This window comes from Bradyrhizobium sp. JR4.1, from assembly GCF_040548605.1.
Taxonomy (GTDB): Bacteria; Pseudomonadota; Alphaproteobacteria; order Rhizobiales; family Xanthobacteraceae; genus Bradyrhizobium; species Bradyrhizobium canariense.
Window position 1 is genome coordinate 1 of the sequence record NZ_JBEPRY010000043.1, and the last position, 15874, is coordinate 15874.

The following is a 15874-nucleotide window of genomic DNA, read 5'->3' on the forward strand; positions in this document are numbered from 1 at the left end:
GTCGCGGACTTCAGGCGAAAACTTGTTCGTGGTCTTGCTTGTCATGGCTCCATCCTCTCAGGAGTTGGAGCCTCCGGCAAACCCGGGGCGGTTCAGTTCCCTGATTTGACGAAGCTGCGGCAACTGCCCTGCGGCACAGGTGCAGATCGTTAATGGAGAACGCCAGCCGGGCCGTTGCAATTCGCGCAACAGTAATCGGTTCCACACTGCTCAAGAAGGCCGAGCGCCTGCGCTATGCTGGCTTCCCAAGAGCATAAGTCGTCATGTCAACTAGCGAATTCAGATTGTCCTTTGCTCTTCCACGGTACGGAGCGCAGCCTTCAATATCTCTTCGGCGCCTTGCTGAAGAAGTTTATGCCCGAGACTTCTGCCTATTGCGTCGGCTTGATCGGCCAGACCCACACTTTCATCGGCGATCTTCCTTTGGCCATCCGGATGAGTCACTTGTCCTCGAAGTGTTAATGTCCCGGCGAGCCATGTGGCAGAGACCCCGACGGGGAGGCTGCAACCCGCATCGAGACTTCTCATCAATGCGCGCTCTGCATCCACTTCGGAGCGCGATTGCCGGTCTTCAATCTTTTGAAGCAGCGCTATAAGCGCCGTATCCTCTTCGCGAGCTTCGGCCGCGAGAGCACCTTGACCGACTGCATACGGGAAAACACGAGCGTCTAAAATCTGTGAAGCCTCATGCAGCAATCCTAGTCGGGACAACCCGGCCGCCGCCAATAGAGTCGCGTCTATTCCCTGTCGGTTCTTTGCCTTATACAGCCTTGGAGAAACGTTCCCTCGGATAGGTCGAATATCGAGACCATTGCATAACTCGAGAAGTTGAGCTTTACGGCGAATTGATCCAGTGCCGACGCGCAGCCCCGGCCGTAGCTGACTTAGTGTAACGCCACAAATCGCGTCCCGAGGATCCTCTCTTTTGGGAACGGCTGCCAATACCAAGCCGGGCTGCAATTTGGTTGGAAGATCCTTGAGGGAATGAACGACCAGGTCAACTTCGTTGCGCAGAAGCGTGTCTTCGCTCTCCTTCGTGAACGCTCCGATGCCGCCAAGCTGATGAAAGGCCGACCTTCGATCTTTATCGCCAACCGAGCTCACGAAGACCAAGCGCACCTCAGCGGCCGGCTCGACGCCACGAATAAGGTCGGCGACGTGACTGGCTTGCCAGATGGCCAAATCACTACGCCTGGTGCCGAGTCGAATTTCCACAATGAAACCTCTTGCTTCTTCAGCAGTTCGCGAACCTATAGCGTTGCGCAACTAGCTATGATCAGCGCCTGCTCATTTAGCCGCACAGCGTGACTCTGGTGTGGTAGTCTTTGCATGGATATCTTCTCTCACGCCATATTCACATCTATCCACAGTCGCCCCGAAAACGGAGAAGCAGCCAATAGCTCGCAACTTTATAAAGGCACTGGACTAAGTCGAGAAGGGTGCGGGCTCCTGGAGAATGGAGCTTGCGCACCTTTCGGATGTCAAGCGCGCTGAATGCGTCCGTACATCGCTTCAACTTCAAGCGGTCGAGCTCAAACGCCGCAGCGAGCTGCCATCACCTGTGTTTATACCGGAACGATCAAGGTGATCGAACGGTGTCGAAACTTTACGTGCGGCATCACGCTAACTTAAGTAGACGCCTCCGTCGTCAAGAGCGAACGCCTGTCGATGAGACCGCGTACCTTCGCCTCACGCAATGGATCATGCACGAGCATATTCGTCTTCACTTGCGGAGATCCGGATGGGTCAGCAGCCACAGCGTTGACTCGTTCGATCTTGGGGCGCGCTATTTGAATGGATTCATCGACGAGGAATAAGTTGGTGTTTTCGCGTAATCCGCCGGAACGTTCCAAAGAGTTGCGACATACCAAGCGGTCCAAGCAACGATCAGTAGCATCAGCACCCACACCCAGACCGGCGTCGGCGAGGGCGATTCCGCTCGGTGCGGCTCGAACGGCTCTTCCGCTCCAAACGCGTTGACCATGAGGCGCACGGTACCGTGGACGACGGCACCATCACCAAGCCCGGTGACCGTGATCCCGGGGCCGTTGCGGACTTGGAATCGAAGGCGCCGGACCCCGACCTGGCCGGTGGCATCTTGGGCTTCGATGCGCAGGCCGTGCTCGCCGTCGGCAAGGCTCTTCGTGTCGAGCGCTATCTCGGTCGGCGGCCGCTGATCGGCGACCGGATCTGGGGTGTCGTCTAGATAGATGCGGATGCGCGGGTCGGGCACGTGTTGCATTCCTCTAACGGTCGGTGTCCAAGACGCGATACTTTGGATGATTGGGATCCCGTTCGCCGGGGTCGAAGAGCATCCACAGCGCCGCCACGATGCAGCTAAGGGTCACGAGCCCAGCCCCGCCCGCCACCAGCACGTTGCCAAGTAGTGGTCCGGTAAGACTATGATCGCCAGCAGCATTAGCGATCGCAGGCGTAGTGCAGAGATAGCCAAGCGCCGAGAGGATCCAAGCGGTAATCGTATCAGTCATCGTCGCCTCCTATTTCTTGGCGCGGAGCTTCGTGATGTCCGCGAGCGTCACCAGCGGCCCGTGGTTGCCCCATGACGTGCGCTCGTGATTGATGATATCAGCGATCTGCTGATCAGATAGTCTGTCAGCGAACGGCGGCATCTCTACTTCGTACTTCTGGCCGTTGATCGCCTTCCCACCAAGGCCGCGCAGCATGGTGGTGATGTGTTCGGCAGGGTCAGTGGCGTTAACGACCTGATCGCCCGCAAGCGGCGGAAACGTGCCGGGCACACCTTTGCCCTCTGCACCGTGACAGGCGGCGCAGTTCTCGGCGAACAGCTTCGATCCTTCCGCGGGATCGAATGTCGGTGCCGGGGCCGCTATCGGCGAGACCGGTTTCGTCGGCTGCTTCTGCAGTGGTTCGTTGGCGCGCGCCGCGACGACATCAGCCGCGCTAATCAAGGCACCACGATTGCCCCATGAGGAGCGCTCGTGGTTGATGATATCGGCGATCTCCTGATCCGACAATTGATCCGCGAACGCGGGCATCGGAGCTTCATATTTTTGGCCATTGATCACGTTTCCGCTAAGTCCATGCAGCACAGCGCCAATGTGTGCCGTCGGATTGGCGGCGTTAACCACCGGATCTCCGGCGAGCGGCGGAAACGTTCCGGGCACACCCTTGCCTTCCGCGCCGTGGCAGGATGCGCAGTTGTTGGCGAACAATGCTGCACCTTTGCCGGCATCAAACCCTAGCGGCCCGCTCGAGCGACTCAATGGCACGGTGCCGGGCCGCGTTGGAGCGAGCGCGGGCTGCTTCAGCGACAACAGATAGGCCACCAGCGCCTTGCCGTCGTCATTAGGAATCACGGTACCGCCTGGCGCGAACTCAGGCGGCAATGACACCGCTTTCTCTTCGGGAGGTAATTTGTCCACAACGCTGAATAGCCAAGGGTAAGCTGGCATGATCGATTGCGGCACCACTGCGCGCGGCTGATAGAGATGGATGAACTGCCATATGCTGCTCGATTGCCGCGTGCCGATATTGCTCAAGTCCGGACCGTTGCGCTCCGAACCTAGCAATTCCGTCGTCTGGTAAGCATAATCGCCCGGTGCGGACGGACGGCCAAAGGACTTATCTCCAGAGAGGGGGCGTACTTGCTGGGTATGGCAATAGAAGCAACCTTCGGAGACATAAACATCCCGCCCTCGCGCCTCTAGGGGGGTCAGTGGCTTAAGGCCCGGCGTCGGAGGTACCTTCGATAGCCAGATGCCCGGCAGCACGCCCATAAGAACCGCCAATCCGGTGTAGATCAGCGTTGAACCACCGGAAATCGCCAACAACCTATTCATACCGCCACCGTCTTGGCTGCGGCAAGCTCGGCGTAGGACCTGCCGTAGGTCATTGTCCAGACATTGAAAGCGAAGACGAGATGGCCGGCGAACATCAGCGAGCCACCGACGGAGCGCCACAACCAATATGGCGCGGCATCTTCGACCGACTGGATGAAGGTGAGTCCTCGAAACCAATCGAGCCCCTGAATGGTTCCTGCGGCCGACAGCGCCGCAACGTAGATGACAACACCGACTGCGGAAAGCCAGAAATGGATGCCCATAGTCAGGTTGTAGGGATACTTGCCGGTGGCGCGCGGCAAGAGTGCGTAGACTCCGCCCCAGATCGCGAAGGTAACGAAGCCATACATCGTCAGGTGCGAGTGCCCTACCGTGTAATTGGTCAGATGCCACAGCTGCTGCAGCGAGCGGAACGCCTCAAATGTGCCTTGCGTCGAACCCAGTAGATAGCCGTAGACGGCGACGAGGATGAACACCGCGGGCGAGCGATATATCCATTCGTGAGTCCCCCGGAAGGTGAGAAGGAAGTTCGCAGTGCCGCTCAGCACAGGGACCAGCATGGCCACGCTGAAGACGATGGCCGTAGTCTGCAGCCACCACGGTAATGGACTGAATTCAAAATGATGGGCGCCGACGATCGGATAGAAGATGAGATTGGTCCAGAATGCAAAGACGCCAAGAGAATACGAATAGATCGGACGGTTCAGGAGCTTCGGCAGCGCATAGTAGGACACACCGAGCGATAGGGGCGTGAACCATAGTCCGACGGCGTTATGCATGAAGAAGGCCTGTACCGCGACCTGACCCAGTCCGAACTGGTACCATGGCAGAAGCGACACCACGACCATGACAATCGTCCACAGCGTGCCTCCGATAGTATACCAGTTAGAAATGTAGATATCCTCGGCATCCCGCTGCTCGACAGTGGCGATCATATTCCAGACCGCAGTGATCAAACCAAGCCCGAGGATTACGCGAATCCACCACAGCCACTCGCGATACTCCTGGCCGTAGTTGAAACCGAAATCGAGTGTAACGGTGCCCAGCACAGCGGCGACATTAAGGAGCGCAAGACTGATCCATGCGAGTCGCTCGCTGTAGAGCCGCGCGCCCGAACTGCGCGCTGCCACGAACAGCGCAAGTCCGATCAGCGCCTGGCTCGCCCAGGCATAAAATGTTCCGTTGGTGTGGATCGCCCGCAACCGTCCAAACGACAGCGCCGGCGTCGTCGCAAAATCCGGATAGGCGAACTTGAAGCTGACTAAGACTCCTACGGCCGTGGTCAATACAAGCCAGATTGTCGCCGACGCTACGTAAGCCGCTAACACCCGCGCCAGAGCGGGGTCATCCGGAGCGGCTGTCCGAAGCGGCATGGCCGTAGCGGTGTATGACTTCATCCGACTCTCCGTCCCCTCGACGTCGTTGTCCAGCGTTGCTCGAAAGCGCGCCCGACGATGCTTTGCAGAATGCCCTTGCAACGCCTGCGAAGGAAATCACCTCTCGCCATCGATTCGATAGACGATCGTTATTGCCGCCGCGCCGCGTGACTCCGCAGCGAGGAACGTCACCAGACGCACATGAAGAGATTTTCGTTGGCTGCCTGGGAGCAATCCAGATCACGGGTGGCAGCGCGCCGCCTCCTCGACCATGACGCACTCCTACGGGGGATTTGGCGCGCGCCACGATCAATCTGTTTTTGCACCCTCAGGTCTGGTGTGATGGCACAGCTATTCGCCCGGCCCGCCGCTCGATCTGAGCTGATCCGACGAGTTAGGTCGTCTTTTGGAGCCAACCGAGACCTTCAGTTCACTCTGACGAATATCCGTTTAAAAGACATTTTCCGCGAAGCGTCGAATACGAGCGTCGCGACCGGCCAGGTCGCATCTGCGCGGCTTGCGCGATGCACGCATCCACAACCCGTCAACGTTCGTTCCACGTATCGGCGCGAGTGGGATGTCTCACTCAACTCTCCTTTGGCTCGTCCTCGTTTTTCAGCGCCGGCGACAATGGGAACTCTCTGCAGGCGGGGCTGGTGGCATTTCCCGTTACTAGATCACGCGGCGCGACGGCGCTAACGATGGTCTATCGAATCTATGACGAGAGGTGATTTCCTTCGTCGGCTTTGCAAGGTCATTCTCCAAAGCATCGTCCTAACGAAAGTCAGTGCCGCCATCGAGACGGGATTGAGAAGCCAGGAGGCTCCATATGCAACGCGACGAGATAACTGCCGCCGCAATAAACTGTAAGGAGACCGTCTATTTCGATGTGCCGTGGGAAGATGCCTACGGATACGCACAGGCGATCAAGGTTGGTGACACGATCCATGTCTCCGGTCAGCTCAGCCACGACGAGAACGGGAACCTAATCGCGCCTGCTTCTCTCGATGACTCCGGCAAGCCGGCCGAGTTCTCGATGATGGAACAGCAGATGCGGGCGACTTACGCCAATGCCGCCAAGCTTTTGGCGCGCTTCGGGGCGACGTTGGACAATGTCGTCGAGGAGACGCTGTATGTCCTCGATGTCGGTGCCGCATTCGCCGTTGCGGGCAGGGTGCGCAAGGAGGCCTACGGCACGGCACGACCTCAGTGCGCCAGCAACCTGATAGGTGTGCTGAGACTGGCCTTTCCTGAACAGCTCATTGAGATCACGTTTACCGCTAGGCTGTCGGAACAGAAGCGAAGCCGCCACGATAACTCCCCGATGTCCCGAGTTAACGAAACATGACACAAGGACCTGAAACGGCGATGTCCGACATCCTGATCAAGCCGAAGGATTGCACCTTGGTGCTGGTCGATCAGCAGGCCGGGCTTGCTTTCGGCGTCGGGTCGATCGATCGCCAAACGCTTCTGAACAACGTGATCGCTCTAGCGCGCACTGCCACCGTTTTCGGCATGCCGATCGTGGCTTCCACGTCCGCCACAAAGGTCTACAGCGGTCCTCTGATGCCAGCGATCCACGCTGCGATTCCTGAAGTAGTCGCGATCGAGCGCCGCAACATGAACATGTGGGAGGACCACGCTGCGCGCGCTGCTATCGTGGCGACGGGACGACGGAAGCTGATCTTTTCGGGGCTGTTGACGGAAGCGTGTGTGACTTTTCCGGTGCTCTCCGCTCGCGCGGAGGGGTATGAGGTGCACGTCGTCGGCGACGCTTGCGGCGGGCTCACTCCGGTCAGTCACGATCTGTCGATGCGACGGATGGAGGCGGCGGGCGCAAAGCCGACGTCGTGGATCCAGGTCCTTCTGGAACTCCAGCGCGACTGGACCCGGCACGAGACCTATGACGGAGCGCGAGCAATCGTGGAGGCTCACGGCGGCGGATACGGTATCGGTTTGGCCTATGCACGGGATATGATCAAGCCTACGTAAGAAACGCGCCGATTATCCATCGGCCTGCGCCACGAGCCTGGGCTGCCGCCCACGCCGCGCGAGAGAGCGCGCGTGAATTAATCTTGATCCTCGAAGCCGCAAATCAGCGCAACCAGCACGCGAACCTTGCTGGCGAGATCAACCGCTTGGCTGCCTCGATCTTCAAGTCGGAAAGAAGCTTCTTGTGAGCCACACTGTTGGGGAGACCCTGAGCAGGTCTCGAAAGTTGCAATGCGGATACCAACCCTTCGGCTAATTGGGGAGGGCTGCTGCCGCGAAGCAATCGGCATGTGCACCCGCTTAATTCGCCGCGGTAATGGGCACGGCACGTCGGAAACGTTGTTCGGGTAATCGGGGGGATCTGTTGATATGAGCGCTAGGGTCGACGTCCAGCGAGCCGCTCACACGACCGAGACTGTTTCGGAAATCTAGCGTGAATATTTCGTTCGCTTGGTTGGCTTTGCTGGAATTCCTCAATCGGTCCTCAACATGGTACCCGCTAGTCCTGCCCAAGCGGGCCCACAGCGCTCACGCTGCCCGCGGGCCCCATAGCTTCAGCCGACTTGGTCGATACTGCCGGCTCTGGATTTGTCTTGGTCGCGACCGCGCTGCTTACGAAGCGCCCCCGCACCGGTTTGCGCGTCAGCTCGACCACCGCTGCCTTGTTGCCCGGCTGATCACGCATACGGGTCGTGACCAGCCCGGTGAGCCGCAACTCCTCCTGCGACAGTTCATGCAGATCTTCCCAGGGCGGCACGTTCAGCGACAGCGACAACAAATCACCCGCGCCGCCCATGTCGAAAGTGTATTTCGCGAGACGACCGATATCGCGTTCCACGATCATCAGATCATCCGCGCTGTAGGTCGCGGCTTTGGCATCATTGGCGCGGTCACCGATCCAGATCTGATGCACCCGAACATGGGCAGTCTCGGGCACGAAACGCGTCTTGCCCGAGAGCAGCAGGAACACGCACATCGATTCGCAATAAGCCACGGGAGCCTTGTCGGAAGGAGCGCTCTGTGCAGTGTTGGTCTGAACGCTGACGCCAACGGTGGTCAGCGCCCCCAGATCGCGCCAGCGCCGCCCGAGCGCGATCGCTTCATTGACCGCACCGCCGCTGGAATCCAGCACGATGGTCGCGCCGTCAAGCTGTCGACCTAGCGCGAATTCGTCGAAAACCCTCGGAGTATCGGCGGTCACGATGCCGACCGCGCTGACCCAACCTCGGCAATTCGGCTGGCAAGCAATCCAGCTAAACTTCATCGGCAATTTGCGCAATTCGAGGGTGACCCCGGCACCCGCCGAACCAGCCGGCGTCGTCGCCGGGCCGAGCAATGCGATGCAAATGGCGGCGACGCCGTGCCGCATCCAGCCTCGAGTTGCCACCCAACTATTACGGGCAGAGGTTACAATACATGTCGCCAGATTACTCGAGACCGAGACGGCAAACAGGATACCCCATAGGACGAACATGTTAGAACCTTGGCCGGGTTATCGAGCCGGGTTTGCCGCGTCGCAGGGGCGTATGTACACCGGCGGCGGCTGGTGCTGCCCGGGCAGCGGTACGGCTTCAGAATCTACTAGCCAGGCCTGATGGTTGGTGCGCCGTTTAAAGCCGGGGCCGCGCATGTAGTGCAGCCCGGGCCGGTAACAGTCGCGCACGTCCATGAACAGATTGCGAACGACCTCGGCGATGTCGGAGGCTGACTTAGCCGTCTTGAGGACAAAACCAAACAACGCGGAGTCATCTATGATTGTCATGGGTGAACTCTTGGCCATCGTCTTGCGGTTCGATAAGTCGGTGCGGCTGTACCCCAAGCGTAGTCACAAGGAGATTGCCAACACCATTGCACAGAAGGTTGATCCGTGTGGTACTTCGGCTGAGAAGAGCATACCTAAGTGTAGGAGATGCGCTGGCACGTCCTACCTCGGCCGAGCGAAATCGGTCGATCAGCCGGATGACGCTGTTGAAGTAGGATGATTAATCAGAGGGCCGCGCGCCGCATAGAGTGATGAGTTAGCGATCGCCGCAGCTTGGCGGGCCGTGGACTGATGCTTGATGTACGTGAGCTTGCCACAACCGAGTTAACGCAAGGCCTTCGCAATCGCGTAGCGACGGACCCATTCTGTGCTCCGTTTGCTCGGGCTAGCTGGCCGGGAGATGCGGGTTTGCAATGCAAATACTTCGCTTTCGCCGACGACATTGGCTTCAATCATCGTGGGCTGGCCGTTGTGGCGCCCGCTATCGGCCCGGCATACAACGCCGAATGCGACCAGATAGGTTGATCGAGATAATTGATCCCGACGGAATATACCCATTACCTTCGACCAGCGGGACGTCACCAGGTCGAACCCAGTTGAGTAAGCCCCTCGCGCGCATCTTCAAGCTGAGCGGCTGATGGGAATGTCGCAGCTGCCCGGCAGCTGCCTTACACACTAGGGGCAGGCGGCTTTCGAACCTGAGTGTCGCAGTGTCAGGCGACTTGCTCGATCACGAGTCCCCTTCCGTTGAACGAGCTCGCGGCGCCGGTGCCGCGCCAGCTCAGCAAGACTCTCGGTGGAGGTAGTAAAATGTCGATCGAGACGAAAACCTTGCTCCTTTCCCACCAAGGGTTCGGTGTCGACGATGGCGGGCACCTTGCGTTGGAGGTTGACGGTGCGAATTGACAGCGGTGTTGCTCGCCCCTGCTCGTGTCGACTTCGATAGGAGCCCATAGTTATCGCCACTGCTCCACGACTTTGGCTGATTGGGCGTCGTGTGGAAATGGAAGAACTCATCGCGCTCACCTTTAGGATTGCGGACTGTTGGCACGCAAGCGAAACACGCGGCGAGTCGTGGGGCAGGTGGTTCAGGCATCCTGCGCGACACTGCTTGCGCACTCCTCACTGGCGCGGGGTGGCGCTATCGATTTCATTCAGTCTGTATGAGGCCTGCAGCATTTAGTCTAGATTAGTGAGCTGCTCGAAGGTCCGCGGCTTTCCGAGCGGGCCTTCCGAACACGCGCCGCTGGCATCAGACGGCAGCGCTCGGGACGAGCGGTGTCGACGCGTCGCGCCGATCGTACCGCACCGTCGGAGTCCGCATTGCGACGATCTCCTCACCTACCGTCGGGTGCAAGGCCATAACTGACGCGAAGTCTTTCATGGTAACTCCGCTGCGGATCGCTATGGCGAGCACCTGGATCATCTCGCTGGCCTCTTCGGCGACGATATGGACCCCGAGGATCCGGTCTGTTGCGCAATCCACAACGACCTTCAGAAGCGCGGTCTCGCAATCGCCCGTCACGGCGGCCTTCAGTGACCGAAAGCGAACCTTGTAGACGTCGACGGCAGGGTACTGCGCCCTCGTCTCCAGCTCCGTCAGGCCAACGGAGCCGATCTCCGGGCTGGAGAAGACCGCGGTCGGCACATTGGAATAGTCGACCTGCCACGCTTTCTTGCCGAACAGGCTGTCGGCGAACGCGTGGCCCTCGCGAATCGCGACGGGCGTCAGGTTGAACTGGTTCGACACGTCACCCACAGCGTAGATGCTCGGAATATTCGTGCGGGAGCTCGCGTCGACAATGATAGCGCCGTCTGCCCCAGTCTTGACCCCGGCGCGGTCGAGCCCGAGCGCGGTCGTGTTCGGCGTGCGACCGATGGCGAGCAGCACCTGGTCGGCCATCAACCTTCCGCCCTGTTCAGTCGTAACGTCGATCCTTCCTGCATGGTCGCCGTCGCGGACGTCCCCGTCCCGCCGTTCGAGGCGGCGGATGCTGTCGCTAAACATCAGCTTAATGCCACGGTTCGTGTAGGACCCAGCGACCGCCTGGCGCACGTCCTCGTCAAAGCCGCGCAAGACATTGCTTCCGCGGCAGACGACAGTGACGTCGCTTCCCAGCGCGGCAAACAGGCCAGCGAACTCCATTGCGATGTATCCGGCGCCGCCGATCACAAGTTTTCTCGGGAATGTCTTCAAGTCGAAAACGGCATCCGAGGTGATGCCGAGCTCGATGCCGTCGAAGCGAGGCAATTCGGGCCGTGCGCCTGTCGCTATCAGGATCGTGCGTGCCCGTACGCGACGGCCGTTTCTGAGGAGGCGCACCGTATTTGCGTCCTCGAGCACGGCGCGAGACCTCACCACCTCGACGCCTGCACTTTCCTGACCGGTGCCGTAGAGCCCTTCCAGGCGTGTGATCTCGCGGTCCTTAGCGGCAATCAATGACGGCCAGTCGAAATGTGGGACCGACAAGCGCCAGCCGAATCCTGCGGCCTCCTCGAACGTGCCGCTGAAACGGCTCGCGTAGACGAACAGTTTTTTTGGTACGCAGCCGCGGATGACACACGTTCCTCCCAGCCGGTACTCCTCCGCGAGCATTACTCTCGCGCCACGTCCCGACGCGACGCGCGCAGCGCGGATCCCTCCTGACCCACCACCAATCACGAACAAATCGACATCGGACTCCGCTTCCCGAGAAGGCTCTGAAACCTCGGCGGCTTGTCTCGACACGCCTGGGGGCTCCTGAAATGCTTCTGTATCGCTCAACTCAGGAATCTTTTCTGTGCGGGACCGGAATGCTCTCATGTCCGCGCAGGCGCATTGCTGACGCTTGTTTCCAGAAGCTGCTACTTCAACGTAGCAAGATAGGCAACCAGGTCTGCCCGGTCCCTCGATTCCTTCAGCCCCGCGTAGGGCATCCTGTTTCCGGGAACCACCTTCTGTGGCGATTCCAGATATGCATCGAGGATCTTTGCCTCCCAAACGATGCCGGAATTCTTGATAGCGTCACTGTAGCTGAAGCCGGGAACCGTACCTGCCGTTCTGCCTATGATTCCTTCCAGGCCCGGCCCGATGCGATTATCATGATCCGTGGCATGGCACGCAGCGCAGGCTTTGAAGATCGCTTTGCCGTGCTCGGCGTCCTGTGCGTAGCCGGGATTCGCTGTTGCTCCCGCAAGTACGAGCACCGCAATAAACGCGCCGATCTTTCCTGCGCTTTCCATTGGCAACATCCTTCCTTGGATCGGGTTCAGAAGTAGCACGGCAGCGCAATGTAGTTGTCGCCTGCTTCGGTGATAGGCGGCGATTCTTGCTACAGCGGACGAAATTGGAAATTCCATTTGGATATGCATTCGATAGGCGAGAGATATCGTCGGCCAAGAGCGCTATGCGCGCCGGCGTCCGGCGAGTGTGGTACTGCACTCGGGATGTCGGGCGGTGTATGAGGACATGAAAGAGCACTTCGCGATGACTCAATGTCGGGTCGCAACGCCAGGACAACACCATGCGTCGCGCCCCGATCCGTGCCCCGGCCGGATAGCTCTTGCGGCGTCCTGTCGAGCGGGTGACGCGGCTCCTAGTTCGTGACTGCGAGCGCGCCGTCGTCCCGGGGCATTTCAAGCCGGCTCGTTGTACGTCTCGTCCGAGCACCCTAAGCTTTCGTATCATCGCAACGCCCTGTTTGGACTTCCCCAGCTCAACCTGTGCTCAATTGATCCGTTAGTGGCGATCCTCTTAGTGTTGGAGCATCCGACTTGCACACAGGCTAAGGGGAAGACAATGCCTTACCGCTTCGAACGTCTTGGGTCTGACAAGGGCAGGCAACGCGCAGTCTGTGAGGGCGACTTTGGTCTCGTCCGGCATTATTCATGGCGAACGCCGCTTTGCTCTAAGAAGTGCATCGATCGCTTCAAGGCACACCAGAGTGACCACAATGGGTTCCTGATCGCTTTCGACCAAACGCCCGAAGACCGCACGAGCGCGTCATGAGGAATCAGATTTCACGACGAGGCAAGGAATGCTTGAAGGCAGCGCAGACTTTGCTGCGCACTGCCGAAACCATCACTGACCAAGCGGTTGCGATTCAGCTTAAGGCTCTTGCCGACTACTACGAGCGGCGAGCCGAGAAGGCTTCGCTCGACGATGCAGCTAAGGCATTAGCTCGATCCGCAGACCGCTGAATACGACGGGCATACATGAGCTGACGGGCAGCCTCCCCAGCGGCGATCTCGCCCACGGGATCGCAGTTCAGCCGCAAGCCGAGCGTGGGGCCACGCGAACAGCACATCGCGAAACAACACCTTGGAGGGATGCCGCGTTTTTCCAGCGCGAGGTAGCTGCGGCAAACGATCATCTTCGTCACGGGTTGCGGCGACATCCCGACGTCTGCACACAATGAACCCGGGGGAGAACGCCCGGGTTTGCGGCGGACCCCACGTTAGACGGATGGTAACGCCGCTCGCGCGTTATCGTGCCCCTGCTTTCCCCGCCCACGATCGCACGGATCGACGCCGACGGCAGAGCAGGCGCGTATGCTCCCGAGCACACCAACTTGACCGAACTAACACCCGCTTCGTTGCAACAGCGGTCCCGTCGCCGGGCTTTTATACCCTCGTTACGACCAGCACGAGGCTTCAAAGCCGGGGTCAACGAACGACCGCTGCATGCGTCGTCCCGGCGGAGTGCTACGCGACTCCTGGCCCCAGGGTTGCCCTGCCCTTTTGGAGGGCCGGTCTTGCACGCCGCGAGCCTCGATCCTTAGGCGCTGCCGAGTGCGTATCAAGCGTTATTTGATGGGAGTGGTGAGCGCTTTGTCATTGGTGTCGAGGACGAAAACAGCGAGCAGCTTCGCCGGCTCGGTCGTGCTCGCGTTGCGGCTGATCGAATGGGTCACACCGGGCGGTTCGGACCAGCTCTCACCTGCCCGATAGATACGCATCTCGCCATCGTTCACCTTCGACACAATCGCGCCCGAAACCACATAGGCGTAGATGAAGGCTGAGCTCGCGTGGGTGTGGGGCGCGGAGGCTGCGTTGGGTGCGTAGTCGACTTCCAAGGCGATCAGCGACTTGCCAGGTATGTTAGGAATTGCAGCCTCGAAGTTCTTCGTGACGGTTTGCGCTTCGGCATCACGGACGTACATGGGGCCGGCCATCAAGATGGCGAGGACGGCGCAGTTAGCGGCGATGATGGTTCGGATCTTCATGGGCTTTCTCGCTTTAGGTGTCGGTCGCTTTCGTTTATGCCATCATCTAGGTCCCGAGGGGTTTCACACCGTACTTAGGATAGTAGCTATTCCTGATTTCGTCCTGACTTCGAGGAGGGTGGGCAAAGACATGGGCTGGAGACAGCAACTGGGTGATAGAAGCTGTCTCGATTGTGACAACGTGATCAACAGGACATTCTTGGCCATTCGTCACGCGAACTGAGTTGGCGATCATCAAAGACTTGTCATGGTCAGGCGGCAGTATCAACGCACGGCCCTTGAATCGATAACTGCGCCTCTGGAAAGATGTCGACCACGTTAATTTCGATGGCGGGATTGCGTTTCAAGTTTAGTATGGTCCGGGGATGCGATATCGGAGTAGTAGAGAACGCCGTCTGTGACGGTCAGAGACGCCTCGGCGAACGATTGGGCGTTCGGTGCTCGTTGACTGTCGCGACGAACGACAGTATCGCCTGCTTGATGGTCGTCTCCACGTCGGCGATGATTTCAATCATAGACTCCTCGCTTCAATCTTTGGGAATCCTTCCTAGCGCGCGGTCCTCGCAGTACCGCCGCGGCGCGTGGAGCGCAGGCGGGCCAAAGGGGAGGGCGCCAACAATCCATTTGGGAGAGGGGAACCTTTCGCCTTTTCTGTTTCCTCACGGACGAACTCGGATGATGGTTTTCCCGCTGGTCCGCTTGGTCGAATTCAAAACGGCGACCGCATCCTCGATGGTCGCGATGTTGCCGATGTTTGTACGCAGTCGTCCGTCCCGCACCCGCTGGACGATCTCACCCAGTTGTCGGCGATCAGACACGAGGACAAAATCGATCGCCCGGCCGTCGGTGGGCCGCGCCTCGATCGGCCCGGCGATGGTTACCAGCGTTCCTCCGGCTTGAATCAGGTCCGCGGACCGCTTCGCGATGTCGCCACCGATGACATCGAAAACCAGATTGACTCTGCCGACGTCTTCGAGGACGTCGTTCTGGAGGTCGACGAACTCCTGCGAGCCGAAGTCGAGCGCCTTCTGGCGGTCGGCAGCGCGTCCGGTGCCGATGACGTAGGCGCCGGCCTCACGTGCGAGCTGCGCCACCATCGAACCGACTGCGCCGGCCGCGCCGTGCACGAGGACGCTCTGCCCCGCCCCAAGGCGGCCGTGCACGAACAGCCCCTGCCACGCGGTGAGGCCCGGCATCGCTACGGCCGCACCCACCGTGAAATCGACGTCGCCCGGAAGCGGCGCGAGGTTGCGTGCCTCCACGGCCACATACTCAGCCAAGGTCCCTCCGCGATACGAGTCCGACAGACCGAACACCCGTTGTCCCACCGACAGCCCGGTCGTGCCATAGCCGAGAGCGGTGACGACACCCGCCAGCTCCTGGCCGGGAATTGTCGGCGTCCGGTCACGGTCGAGGCGATCGGTCCAGGTCGAAGGCCATGTCAGCTCACCGGAGGTGAATCCCGACGCATGAACCTGAACGATGACCTCGTTTATCGCCGCGTGCGGCTCGGGCTGCTGCATCAGTTTCATCCCGGCCGTTCCCGCAGCCTGGTCAGTCACAACGATCGCCTGCATGATAATTTCTCTCCGATCATTTGTCTCTTTACTGGATGTGCTCCGGCGAGAACCTGAGCTCGCGCTCGGCGGTACGGTTCGCCGCTACACCGGGGCGCGGCGGAATTGCTGGTCGATTGTGGCCCGTCCCACTACGTAGCCT

The 15874-nt window shown here is 59.7% G+C and carries 14 protein-coding genes; 3 read left to right on the forward strand and 11 right to left on the reverse strand.

Features of this window, described 5'->3' with window-relative positions; translation table 11 throughout:
* Positions 1-279: 279 nt before the first annotated feature.
* From hemC to ABIB90_RS39310, 5 genes are all read right to left on the reverse strand, one after another.
* A complete protein-coding gene (gene hemC / locus ABIB90_RS39290) occupies positions 280-1215 on the reverse strand; it encodes a hydroxymethylbilane synthase (protein WP_354202738.1) in 936 nt (311 codons plus the stop codon).
* Positions 1216-1786: 571 nt separating this feature from the next.
* Positions 1787-2233 (reverse strand): cytochrome C, encoded by a 447-nt coding sequence (locus tag ABIB90_RS39295; protein ID WP_354202739.1) that lies wholly within the window; start codon positions 2231-2233, stop codon positions 1787-1789.
* Positions 2234-2246: 13 nt separating this feature from the next.
* Positions 2247-2489, reverse strand: coding sequence for a hypothetical protein (locus ABIB90_RS39300; protein ID WP_009859338.1), 243 nt, complete (start codon positions 2487-2489; stop codon positions 2247-2249).
* Positions 2490-2498: 9 nt separating this feature from the next.
* The gene (locus ABIB90_RS39305; protein WP_354202740.1) at positions 2499-3809 is read right to left on the reverse strand and encodes a c-type cytochrome; all 1311 of its coding nucleotides are present in this window, start codon (positions 3807-3809) and stop codon (positions 2499-2501) included.
* 8 nt (positions 3810-3817) lie between these two features.
* Positions 3818-5218 (reverse strand): cbb3-type cytochrome c oxidase subunit I, encoded by a 1401-nt coding sequence (locus tag ABIB90_RS39310; RefSeq protein WP_354202741.1) that lies wholly within the window; start codon positions 5216-5218, stop codon positions 3818-3820.
* Between the two features lie 808 nt (positions 5219-6026).
* Between ABIB90_RS39310 and ABIB90_RS39315 the strand changes: the two genes are divergently transcribed.
* On the forward strand, positions 6027-6545 hold the full coding sequence (locus tag ABIB90_RS39315) for a Rid family hydrolase (protein WP_354202742.1): 519 nt from the start codon (positions 6027-6029) through the stop codon (positions 6543-6545).
* Between the two features lie 20 nt (positions 6546-6565).
* Positions 6566-7189 (forward strand): hydrolase, encoded by a 624-nt coding sequence (locus tag ABIB90_RS39320; protein ID WP_009859334.1) that lies wholly within the window; start codon positions 6566-6568, stop codon positions 7187-7189.
* A gap of 499 nt (positions 7190-7688) precedes the next feature.
* Here ABIB90_RS39320 and ABIB90_RS39325 read toward each other — a convergent pair whose 3' ends face one another.
* The 4 genes from ABIB90_RS39325 to ABIB90_RS39340 form a co-directional block, all read right to left on the reverse strand.
* On the reverse strand, positions 7689-8558 hold the full coding sequence (locus tag ABIB90_RS39325) for a COG3904 family protein (protein ID WP_473406555.1): 870 nt from the start codon (positions 8556-8558) through the stop codon (positions 7689-7691).
* Between the two features lie 123 nt (positions 8559-8681).
* Positions 8682-8951: a hypothetical protein gene (locus ABIB90_RS39330; protein WP_354202745.1), complete on the reverse strand. Its 270-nt coding sequence runs from the start codon at positions 8949-8951 to the stop codon at positions 8682-8684.
* Between the two features lie 1252 nt (positions 8952-10203).
* On the reverse strand, positions 10204-11679 hold the full coding sequence (gorA, locus tag ABIB90_RS39335) for a glutathione-disulfide reductase (protein ID WP_354202747.1): 1476 nt from the start codon (positions 11677-11679) through the stop codon (positions 10204-10206).
* Positions 11680-11795: 116 nt separating this feature from the next.
* Positions 11796-12173, reverse strand: coding sequence for a c-type cytochrome (locus ABIB90_RS39340; protein ID WP_049824144.1), 378 nt, complete (start codon positions 12171-12173; stop codon positions 11796-11798).
* A gap of 762 nt (positions 12174-12935) precedes the next feature.
* Here ABIB90_RS39340 and ABIB90_RS39345 point away from each other — a divergent pair.
* On the forward strand, positions 12936-13130 hold the full coding sequence (locus ABIB90_RS39345; RefSeq protein ID WP_035992154.1) for a hypothetical protein: 195 nt from the start codon (positions 12936-12938) through the stop codon (positions 13128-13130).
* Positions 13131-13735: 605 nt separating this feature from the next.
* Here the strand turns inward: ABIB90_RS39345 and ABIB90_RS39350 are convergent.
* A complete protein-coding gene (locus tag ABIB90_RS39350) occupies positions 13736-14155 on the reverse strand; it encodes a cupin domain-containing protein (protein ID WP_354202749.1) in 420 nt (139 codons plus the stop codon).
* A gap of 659 nt (positions 14156-14814) precedes the next feature.
* On the reverse strand, positions 14815-15732 hold the full coding sequence (locus ABIB90_RS39355) for an NADP-dependent oxidoreductase (protein WP_354202751.1): 918 nt from the start codon (positions 15730-15732) through the stop codon (positions 14815-14817).
* Positions 15733-15874 lie beyond the last annotated feature (142 nt).

Coding starts and splice junctions, on each gene's coding strand:
- ABIB90_RS39300 (WP_009859338.1), bottom strand. CDS start 2,489: ATGACTGATACGATTACCGCTTGGATCCTCTCGGCGCTTGGCTATCTC.
- ABIB90_RS39310 (WP_354202741.1), bottom strand. CDS start 5,218: ATGAAGTCATACACCGCTACGGCCATGCCGCTTCGGACAGCCGCTCCG.
- ABIB90_RS39315 (WP_354202742.1), top strand. CDS start 6,027: ATGCAACGCGACGAGATAACTGCCGCCGCAATAAACTGTAAGGAGACC.
- ABIB90_RS39320 (WP_009859334.1), top strand. CDS start 6,566: ATGTCCGACATCCTGATCAAGCCGAAGGATTGCACCTTGGTGCTGGTC.
- ABIB90_RS39325 (WP_473406555.1), bottom strand. CDS start 8,558: ATGCGGCACGGCGTCGCCGCCATTTGCATCGCATTGCTCGGCCCGGCG.
- ABIB90_RS39330 (WP_354202745.1), bottom strand. CDS start 8,951: ATGACAATCATAGATGACTCCGCGTTGTTTGGTTTTGTCCTCAAGACG.
- ABIB90_RS39340 (WP_049824144.1), bottom strand. CDS start 12,173: ATGGAAAGCGCAGGAAAGATCGGCGCGTTTATTGCGGTGCTCGTACTT.
- ABIB90_RS39345 (WP_035992154.1), top strand. CDS start 12,936: ATGAGGAATCAGATTTCACGACGAGGCAAGGAATGCTTGAAGGCAGCG.
- ABIB90_RS39350 (WP_354202749.1), bottom strand. CDS start 14,155: ATGAAGATCCGAACCATCATCGCCGCTAACTGCGCCGTCCTCGCCATC.
- ABIB90_RS39355 (WP_354202751.1), bottom strand. CDS start 15,732: ATGCAGGCGATCGTTGTGACTGACCAGGCTGCGGGAACGGCCGGGATG.